Source organism: Brevibacillus sp. SKDU10, from assembly GCF_001645205.1.
In the GTDB taxonomy this organism is placed as follows: domain Bacteria; phylum Bacillota; class Bacilli; order Brevibacillales; family Brevibacillaceae; genus Brevibacillus_B; species Brevibacillus_B halotolerans.
The window spans coordinates 47072-56338 of record NZ_LSSO01000198.1; the positions used below are offsets into that span (position 1 = coordinate 47072).

Annotated in this window: 10 protein-coding genes and 1 rRNA gene; 10 read left to right on the top strand and 1 reads right to left on the bottom strand. The window is 41.9% G+C overall.

Features of this window, described 5'->3' with window-relative positions; all coding sequences use genetic code 11:
• The first annotated feature begins 94 nt into the window (after positions 1-94).
• The 7 genes from AYJ08_RS20200 to AYJ08_RS20230 all read left to right on the top strand — a co-directional run bounded on the left by AYJ08_RS20200 (position 95) and on the right by AYJ08_RS20230 (position 4950).
• Positions 95-664, top strand: coding sequence for a 5-formyltetrahydrofolate cyclo-ligase (locus AYJ08_RS20200; RefSeq protein WP_064019194.1), 570 nt, complete (start codon positions 95-97; stop codon positions 662-664).
• Between the two features lie 84 nt (positions 665-748).
• Entirely contained in the window at positions 749-1264 is a 516-nt protein-coding gene (locus tag AYJ08_RS20205; RefSeq protein ID WP_018673793.1) for a MogA/MoaB family molybdenum cofactor biosynthesis protein, read from the top strand.
• The gene (locus AYJ08_RS20210) at positions 1258-2259 is read left to right on the top strand and encodes a molybdopterin-binding protein (RefSeq protein ID WP_064019195.1); all 1002 of its coding nucleotides are present in this window, start codon (positions 1258-1260) and stop codon (positions 2257-2259) included. The genes AYJ08_RS20205 and AYJ08_RS20210 overlap by 7 nt, the downstream gene beginning before the upstream one ends.
• A 17-nt stretch (positions 2260-2276) precedes the next feature.
• Entirely contained in the window at positions 2277-2657 is a 381-nt protein-coding gene (locus AYJ08_RS20215) for a twin-arginine translocase TatA/TatE family subunit (RefSeq protein ID WP_082891041.1), read from the top strand.
• A 20-nt stretch (positions 2658-2677) separates the two neighbouring features.
• A complete protein-coding gene (gene tatC / locus AYJ08_RS20220; RefSeq protein WP_064019197.1) occupies positions 2678-3469 on the top strand; it encodes a twin-arginine translocase subunit TatC in 792 nt (263 codons plus the stop codon).
• Positions 3470-3588: 119 nt separating this feature from the next.
• Positions 3589-4245 carry a Bax inhibitor-1/YccA family protein gene (locus AYJ08_RS20225; RefSeq protein WP_064019198.1) on the top strand — a complete coding sequence of 219 codons (657 nt, stop codon included), beginning with the start codon at positions 3589-3591 and terminating at the stop codon, positions 4243-4245.
• Positions 4246-4410: 165 nt separating this feature from the next.
• Positions 4411-4950 carry a hypothetical protein gene (locus tag AYJ08_RS20230; RefSeq protein WP_064019199.1) on the top strand — a complete coding sequence of 180 codons (540 nt, stop codon included), beginning with the start codon at positions 4411-4413 and terminating at the stop codon, positions 4948-4950.
• Position 4951: 1 nt separating this feature from the next.
• On the opposite strand, the gene AYJ08_RS20235 is transcribed toward AYJ08_RS20230, so the two are convergent.
• Complete coding sequence (locus tag AYJ08_RS20235) at positions 4952-6220, bottom strand: CAP domain-containing protein (protein WP_064019200.1); 1269 nt, start codon at positions 6218-6220, stop codon at positions 4952-4954.
• Between the two features lie 324 nt (positions 6221-6544).
• On the opposite strand from AYJ08_RS20235, the gene groES reads away from it, so the two are divergent.
• From groES to AYJ08_RS24140, 3 genes are all read left to right on the top strand, one after another.
• Entirely contained in the window at positions 6545-6826 is a 282-nt protein-coding gene (gene groES / locus AYJ08_RS20240; protein WP_003333513.1) for a co-chaperone GroES, read from the top strand.
• A gap of 60 nt (positions 6827-6886) precedes the next feature.
• The gene (gene groL, locus AYJ08_RS20245; RefSeq protein ID WP_064019201.1) at positions 6887-8521 is read left to right on the top strand and encodes a chaperonin GroEL; all 1635 of its coding nucleotides are present in this window, start codon (positions 6887-6889) and stop codon (positions 8519-8521) included.
• Positions 8522-9029: 508 nt separating this feature from the next.
• Positions 9030-9267: ribosomal RNA gene (locus AYJ08_RS24140) — 16S ribosomal RNA — on the top strand; the annotation flags it as partial.

Consider the following 9267-nt stretch of genomic DNA (forward strand, 5'->3'; position numbering starts at 1 on the left):
TGATATTCAGATCTCTATCCTAACAGTGTACCTAAAGCAGAGGTCGGGAACAAGGGGAGCCGATCAATAGGTGGGCAAATAAGGGGGGCAAAGTATGCACATGCTAGAGAAGAAACGCTTGAGACAGGTGATGATTAGCGCGCGGGATTTGTTGAGTGAAGAGGATCGCGAGCAAAAATCCGATAGGGCTACACAGCATTTATGGAGTATCAAAGCTGTAAAAGAAGCTCAAACGATTATGTGTTTTAGTTCGTTTGGAAGCGAAATCAATACGTGGTCTTTTATAGAAGAGGCAAGAGAGCGTGACATAAAGATTGCTCTTCCCCTGACAAATCGAGAGCATAAAAAAATAATACCTTATACATATGAGAGCAGAAGTAGCTTGAAGAAGGGGGCTTACGGTATCTGGGAGCCAGACCCCACGCGTTCAACAGAGCTGAAGCTGTCAGAGATTGAAGTAGTGATTGTTCCAGGAGTAGCCTTTGATCGGCAAAAAGGACGCTTAGGCTATGGAGCCGGTTATTATGACCGATTTTTCCAAAGTCTGCCGCATGAACCTAGGCGAATTGGATTTTGCTTAGCTATGCAGGTGATTGAAAAGGTGCCAATAGAGCCTTTTGATATCCATTTGGATCAAATCGTCACCGAAGAGGGAATTATCTGAATTTGAAACAATTTGGACATACATTACACCATTCCCAAAAAGATGGTATTGTATAATTGTGATGGTATTGGAGGAGGGTTTAACATGTCAGGATGGAAAATAGGCATCATTACGGCTAGTGATTCAATCGCTGGTGGGGAAAGAGAGGATGATCGAATTCAGTTGGTGCGCGGGTTAGTCAAACAGCACTTGCATACGGAAAACATTATTTATCGTTGTTTACCGGATGATATGGAAGAACTGAAGGAGCATATGATCGAATTGGTGGATCGAGAAAAATGCGATATTCTCATTACCACAGGTGGAACAGGATTGAGTCCGCGGGATGTTACACCGGAAGTGACGTCATGGGTAATTGATCGTCCAGTACCTGGCTTAGCGGAGGAGATGCGTCGTGCAGGTTTAAAGCAATCTCGCCGCGCTATGTTAACACGTGCTGTTGCAGGGACAAGGGGCAACAGTTTGATTTTCAATTTACCAGGAAACCCTAAAGGAGTCGAGGTCTGCTTTATAGCTATTGCAGACATGCTGCCGGACGCTTTGCATATTTTGCAGGGCTCAGAAGAAGCCGGTGAAGACTGGGGTGGAATCGGATGGTAGAAAAGCCGAACTTTAAAGTCGTGCCTGTCCGCGAAGCGGTGGGCATGATTTTGCCTCATGATATGACGCAGATTTTACCCGGGGAGTTCAAGGGTAGGCTGTTTAAAAAAGGGCATGTTATTAAAGCAGAAGACATAGAGCCACTGCTTTCTATAGGAAAAGAGCATGTTTATATCATGGATATGCCTCCTGGCTTTATCCATGAAGAAGAAGCAGGTCAAAGAATTGCCCAAGCTGTTGCAGGTACAAATCTTATTTTAACAGAGCCATACGAAGGTAAGGTTTCAATGAAGGCAAAAACAAACGGGCTTTGTAAAATCAATGAGCAGGCCGTTCATGCTTTAAATGAATTAGAAGGTATAGCCCTTTCCACTATCCTAACGAATCAAATGGTAACAGAGGGGCAGTCTGTGGCTGCCACTCGCATTATCCCTTTGATTATGAAAGAAGAAAACATTCTCGGGTTAGAACGTTTGGCTAAACAGTTTGAAGGGCCGATCGTGGATGTGTTGCCCATTCCTGCTCGCAGGGTAGGAGTGGTCACGACAGGAAGTGAGGTTTATCAGGGACGAATCCAAGATAAGTTTGGTCCTGCTATTAGAGCTAAGGTAGAAGCGTTAGGCTCTCAGGTAGTTGAGCAACGTTTTGCCCCAGATGATAAAGAGATGATACAACATGAGATAGAGTATTTCCTGTCACAAGGAGTTGATCTCATCTGTGTAACAGGCGGTATGTCTGTTGATCCAGATGATAAAACACCCGGGGCAATTGCTGGTGTAGGCTCTGATGTTATACGTTATGGTACGCCGATGTTGCCTGGTTCTATGCTGATGATCGCCTATAAAGGAGACACCCCTATTCTAGGGTTACCTGGAGCGGTGATGCATGAGCCTGTTACATCGTTTGATGTTTTTTTGCCTAGAATCCTTTACGGAGAACGCATCCAAGAAAGTGATATGACACGACTTGGTTATGGTGGTTTACGTAAGTGCTAATAATTTAATGAGTGGAGATGTTAACTATGGGTAGTGGAATTGGAGCTTCAGGTTTTGTTATATTGATCATTTTAGCTATCATCTTTTTTGGACCTAAAAAGCTACCAGAGTTAGGGAGAGCTATGGGCAGTACTTTGCGAGAGTTCAAAAAAGCTACAAGTGGACTTGCCAATGATGATTTTGACGAGAATAAAAAAGAGAAACCAGCCGAACAGCAATTGGTAGCAGCGACTGCTAAACCAGCGGATACAGTGGAGACCTCCGAGAAAATTGACCGTGAAAAGTTAGAGCGTGAAATTCGTGAGCGTTTGGAACGCGAGCGTCTAGAAAAGGAAATTCGCGCAAAAATCGAACAGGAGCGTAAAGAAGCGTCCTCTTCCAGCGAACCAAAAGCGTAAGAAGAAGGTAGGCAGGTTGGATGGGTAAACAAAGAGATATGACTATATGGGAACATATTGGCGAATTGCGTAATCGTCTTTTAATTGTTCTACTCGTTTTTGTTATCGGATTAGCAGTGGGATTATACTACGCCGGGCCAGTTGTTATGTATCTACAGCAAACGCCTATGGCTAATCTTTCTATGAATACGTTAGTTTCCTTGAAGCCTTCCGATGCTCTGCAGGTGTACATGCAGTTTGCTTTCTTGGTTTCGATGATATTAACTACACCCGTATTTTTGTTACAGTTATGGGCGTTTGTTAAACCAGGTTTAAAGCCACATGAAACGAAGCTAACCTTATCATTCATTCCCGTTATTTGTCTGTTGTTTCTGGTTGGATTAGCTTTTGGCTATTATGTTGTGTTCCCGTTAGTGGTTCTGTTTATGACGAACATTAACGTTCAGTTGGGTACTCCAGTCATGTGGGGATTAGGGGAGTATTTCTCTTTTATGTTTAATATGATTGTACCTTTTGGATTTTTGTTTGAACTCCCGATCTTGGTCATTTTACTAACAAGGCTGCGGATCATCAATCCGGTAAGGCTGTCTAAAATAAGAAGATATGCATATTTTATTTTGGCTTTTATTGCGATTGTGATTACACCTCCTGACTTCATGAGTGACTTTATCGTAATGATTCCGTTATTTGTTTTGTATGAGATTAGTGTGTTTCTGTCCAAAGTCATTTATCGTCGACAGTTGAAAGAGGATGAGGCGTGGGAACATGAATACGGCATCGGGGAAGTTCAGGCTGATTCTGAAATTAAATAGCAGTATTTCAAAGAGCATAAGGTTATATTTATGCTCTTTTTGTGTAAATATAGTTGCAGAACTTGTCATGAATCGGTAGGATTCTTAAGTAGGAACCAAAAATTGGAGGTGTTTGAAGCTTGAACGAGAATTATTCGGAGCAAGTGTATCGGGAAGAGAGTAACTTTCCTAAAATTTTGAGATTGTTTGCGATTTCACTGCTGGTGTCTACGATTGGTAGTGCGGTAGGAACAGCATTTGTTCCCCCTGCCTTTATCCTGCCACTGGTTGTTGTTGAATTGCTAATGCTGTTTGGCGCCTTTTTTATGCGTAGAAAGGGTGTTCGAATCGGGTATGGATTCTTATTTGCCTTTGTGTTCATCAGTGGAATCACGCTTGGGCCAACTCTACAATACTACGCAATGAAAAATGGGGCCTTGCTGGTTAACGCAGCTTTCCTCATCACTACCGTTATCTTTATTTCATTGGCCGGTTATGCTTATGTGTCCAAACGCGACTTCAGTTCAATCGGCGGCTTTTTGTTTGCGGCTCTTATTGGCTTGATCCTGTTACAGGTGCTAAATCTGTTTATTCCATTAGGAACGGGAATGCAGCTATTGATAGCATCTGGAGGGATTTTGATTTTTAGCGGCTATATCCTATACGATGTATCTCAGTTCAAACATGGGGTAGAAGAAGATGATGTCCCAATGGCTGTTATTTCGCTTTACCTCGATTTTATCAATTTGTTCTTGTCGTTGCTCCGTCTTTTAGGAATTTTAAATAGTGATGATTAGTACTTAAAAATGCAGGTGCCCCCCTCTGAGCTTTTTCAGGAGGGGGGCTTTTGCGTATGGATGGAAGCTTATTGTTTTACAGAAATACTCGCTCTGTTTGGTATAGCGGCTTTTTGTTGAGCAAATACTATATGGACGAAATGGGCTTGAAAAGGAGTGAAATAGATGAAAAAAAGAAAGTGGATTGTAGTATCTGCTATTTTTTTATCCGTATCAGCGGTGGTGGCTGGTTTCACTATGATAAAGGCAGGTGCAATCTCAGGAATTCTCCCATTCTTACATAAGGGTGAGCAAGCAACGGCCACTAGCGGTACCCCAACAGGAAACGATTCAGATGGAGCGCAGATAGCTGGAGAGAATGTCGAGCTATTTGATAGTGACCAACAAAAGGTTGTATCCCATTATTCAAATAGCACTCTCTTTCAACAGGAAGCTCAAACGATTTTACACTCAGTGAGCGGGAGAGTCCAGGATATTAGCCCGCAGTTGGAGCATTGTTATATTTTAAAAATCCCTGTGGACCCTCCAATAAAAGTATCTGTCCCGAAAGAAAAGATGAAAGATCATATCTCGCGGGTTTTTGTGGTGATGCCAAAGAATGGGAAACGCAAACCATGGCTTATCCTGCATAATCAGCGTGAGGAAACCATATTGGCGGAGTTTACCAGAGATGTAAGTACGATACGCGAACTCATCAAGAAATAATTTATCTGGTTGCAGAGAGCGTAACGAAGTTTTCGGTAAAATAGTCAGAAAAGACGCCTACACCTAGCTCTTCAAATTGCTTTTCAAGCACGTTTTTACGATGCCCCAAGCTATTTAACCAGCTTTGAGAGGCCTCTATAGCATCTGGAAATCCTGCGGCGATATTTTCTCCTGCCATTCGATAGGACAGACCATTTTTCTTCAGTCGATCAAATGGAGATAAGCCTGTTGTTGCGGAAATATGATCAAAATACTGATTGCGCTGCATATCGATGCTATGATTACGGGCTGTGATGGCTGCTTTTTCGTTCCAACGTAATGGTGGAATTTGATAGCGATAGCGAATGACATTGGTTAAATCTAATATCTGCCGTTCCATCGCTCGATTAATCTCCTCCTGACTTTTAGCATCAGGGGTAGGAGGAGTGAAATTGGGTGCTTCCCCTGTATAAGTCCACTTCGTTTCGTAGAACCCACCCTGAAGCAGAACTAGCTTGTCGATGAGTCGGATGCCAGTAACCTTCTGTTGATTATGCTTGTCCAAGTAAAATAAGACAGGAATATCACCTACTAGCTGTAATGGTCGCTGTGCTTCATCATTTTTTATTTCCACAAATGTATCCTCATAAGAAAAGGTAACGCGCTCCTGTAAAGAATAGCTCTTTTTGAGCGTATCGTATGAAGTGCCAATACGTATTTGATTGGTTAATGCGGCTTTCGGACTATTAGAAAAGACATCTACTACCTTCCCTTTTAAAATGCCCACCTGTACGTAACGATCAGGATGCTTGTTATAAATCCACCATTCATATCCAAATAAGCTAGGTTCCCGACGATCAGGGATACCTAATGTGGCTTCCACCTGCTGAGAACTCATATGCAAGGAGACTCCAAAAAGAATAGGATCAGAAAAAAGGGGCTTCGTTGAGGCCTCTCTTTTTTCCGCGGTAGATAAAACTTGCTTCATAGAAGGGGTGACTATTTGTTGATTTTGCTGAAGGGGCGATTTAGCAGATGCGGTGTGCCCAGGTGTCAGCGTTGTCAGGAAAACGGCTTTAGTTGTTTCTTTTACTGTTTCAATCACATCAGCAGAAGTACCCTTGGTTTTGTCAGAGTCTGATGGATGTAACGTGCTTGTTTTCGTAAAAAGAGGAGAGAAGATCATCCTCATATGACTTTTCATCTCAGATGAGGCTTGCGTGCTTGTTTGCAACAAAACAAAAAGTGAAAGTCCAAGAGTTGTAACAAGAAACCAGCTTTTTTTAGGCATGTACTATTCCTCCTCGCAGTCTAGCAATCTGTCTCTATTGTATCTATAAGTACATATCGTCAAGTATAGAACTAATAAATAGAGTTTTGTATAAAAGAAAAAGAAGGTGGAATAAGAGAGTTCCAGAAGATATATGTATGAAGAGACTGGATGCTTAGTCCCAGACCTTACAGGGAGAGAAGTTTTTGTCTGTAAATGTACTTGAAAATACTTGCAAAGCATTCAGTGATTTATTATTATAGGAATTGGGTGTTAGCACTCCTTAAAGGTGAGTGCTAACCGTTTAAGAAAAATTATGTACTATCTTTGAGGAGGGTGTTTTTTGTGTTGAAGCCATTAGGTGATCGTGTCGTACTTGAACCAATTTCTAAAGAAGAAACAACTGCTAGTGGTATTGTTTTGCCTGATACTGCAAAGGAAAAACCACAAGAAGGTCGTATTGTTGCAGTGGGTTCTGGTCGCATTGAAAACGGTGAGCGTATCGCCCTTGAAGTAAAAGAAGGCGATAAAGTAATCTTCTCTAAATATGCTGGTACAGAAGTTAAGCTGGACAACAAAGAATATTTGGTACTTCGTGAGTCCGATATTTTGGCAGTTATCGGCTAAGGTACCGTCACATACTGATTTACCCTAAACACATATTTCTATTTGGAGGTTGAGTATTAGATGGCAAAGCAAATCAAGTTCTCCGAAGATGCACGTCGCTCTATGTTGCGCGGTGTAGAAACTCTTGCAAATGCAGTTAAAGTAACACTTGGACCTAAAGGTCGTAACGTTGTTCTGGAAAAAAAATTCGGTTCTCCATTGATTACAAATGATGGTGTAACGATTGCAAAAGAAATCGAACTAGAAGATGCATACGAAAACATGGGTGCGCAATTGGTTAAAGAAGTTGCTACTAAAACCAACGATATCGCTGGTGACGGTACAACTACTGCAACTGTACTTGCTGCTTCCATGATTCGTGAAGGTCTAAAAAATGTAACTGCTGGTGCTAACCCAATGGTAATTCGTCGCGGTATGGATAAAGCGGTTCGTGCTGCTGTAGAAGAAATCCATTCTATTTCCAAACCAGTAGAAAGCAAAGCTGCAATTGCACAAGTTGCTTCTATTTCTGCTGATGATCCTGAAGTAGGTAGCTTGATTGCTGAAGCTATGGAAAAAGTAGGAAAAGACGGCGTTATTACTGTTGAAGAATCCAAAGGTTTCGCAACAGAGCTTGAAGTGGTTGAAGGTATGCAATTCGACCGTGGATACGCTTCTCCTTACATGATCACTGATACTGATAAAATGGAAGCTGTTCTTAACAATCCGTTTATCTTAATCACTGATAAAAAAATCGGAAACATCCAAGAAGTATTGCCGGTACTTGAGCAGGTAGTACAAAGCGGTAAACCTTTAGTTATCATTGCTGAAGATGTTGAAGGCGAAGCTTTGGCTACTTTGGTAGTTAATAAATTGCGTGGTACTTTCACAGCAGTAGCGGTTAAAGCTCCTGGATTTGGTGATCGTCGCAAAGCGATGCTGCAAGATATCGCTATTCTTACTGGCGGTGAAGTAATCACTGAAGAATTGGGCCTTGATCTTAAAGCAACAAAAGTCGAACAATTGGGCCGTGCTGCGAAAGTTGTTGTTACTAAAGAACACACAACAATCGTTGAAGGTTCTGGGGATAAAGCAGCTATCGAAGGTCGTGTAGCTCAAATCCGTCAACAAATCGAAGACACTACATCTGAATTTGATCGTGAAAAATTGCAAGAGCGTCTAGCTAAATTAGCTGGTGGTGTTGCAGTTGTTAAAGTTGGTGCTGCTACAGAAACTGAGTTGAAAGAGAAAAAACTTCGTATTGAAGATGCTCTGAACTCTACTCGTGCGGCTGTAGAAGAAGGTATCGTAGCAGGTGGTGGTACAACACTAATTTCTGTTATGCATGCTATCGAGAAGCTAAACCTTCAAGGAGAAGAAGGTCTAGGTGCACAAATCGTTCTTCGTGCTTTGGAAGAGCCTGTACGCCAAATCGCAGCAAATGCTGGATTGGAAGGTTCCGTAATCGTAGAGCGTTTGAAAAAAGAAGAAATAGGTATTGGCTTCAATGCTGCTACTGAACAATGGGTAAATATGATTGAAGAGGGTATTGTAGACGCGGCTAAAGTAACTCGCTCTGCTCTATCTAATGCTGCTTCAGTTGCTGCTATGTTCTTAACTACAGAAGCGGTTGTTGCAGATAAACCAGAAGAAAATAAACCAGCAATGCCAGACATGGGCGCTATGGGTGGCATGGGCGGAATGGGTATGATGTAAGCAGTTATACCTAAACTGCGAAGAGGTGACGATTTTGTCACCTCTTTTTTCTTTATTGTGATTGAAAACGTTTAGAGGATCGTTGCTAGTATTGCACGAGAGCTTATGCTAGAGAACCTCGTATTAGTAGAAGAGCTTTCTTGGTATAGATAATCAGGATGACGTTATTGCTTATACTAGAGGAAAAGTCGATGCTGTTTTTATAGGTTCGTTTAATTAGGGTTGAAAAATATTTAGGAAAAAATAAAAAAGCTTGCATAACACGTCTTAAGTTTGGTATTATAAAAAACGTCGCTTTAAGCGATGTTATCAACTCTATAAAAAATCTCTTAAAAAAGTTTTGAAAAACTATTGACTTTAAGATGATGATCTGATAGAGTTATAAAGGTAAGCGAGAGACACAACGAACTCGCTTGAGGGTGAAAAAGTGTTCTTTGAAAACTGAACAGTAAAATGTTTGATAGAAACACTAGCCAAGCAAGTTTTGAAGCTTTGATCAAGAACTACTTTAATGGAGAGTTTGATCCTGGCTCAGGACGAACGCTGGCGGCGTGCCTAATACATGCAAGTCGAGCGAGGGTTTTCGGACCCTAGCGGCGGACGGGTGAGTAACACGTAGGCAACCTGCCTGCAAGACTGGGATAACAATGGGAGATCTATGCTAATACTGGATAGAGTCTTGCTTCGCCTGCTGCAGAACGGGAATGTGGCGCAAGCTATCACTCGCCGATGGGCCTGCGGCGCGT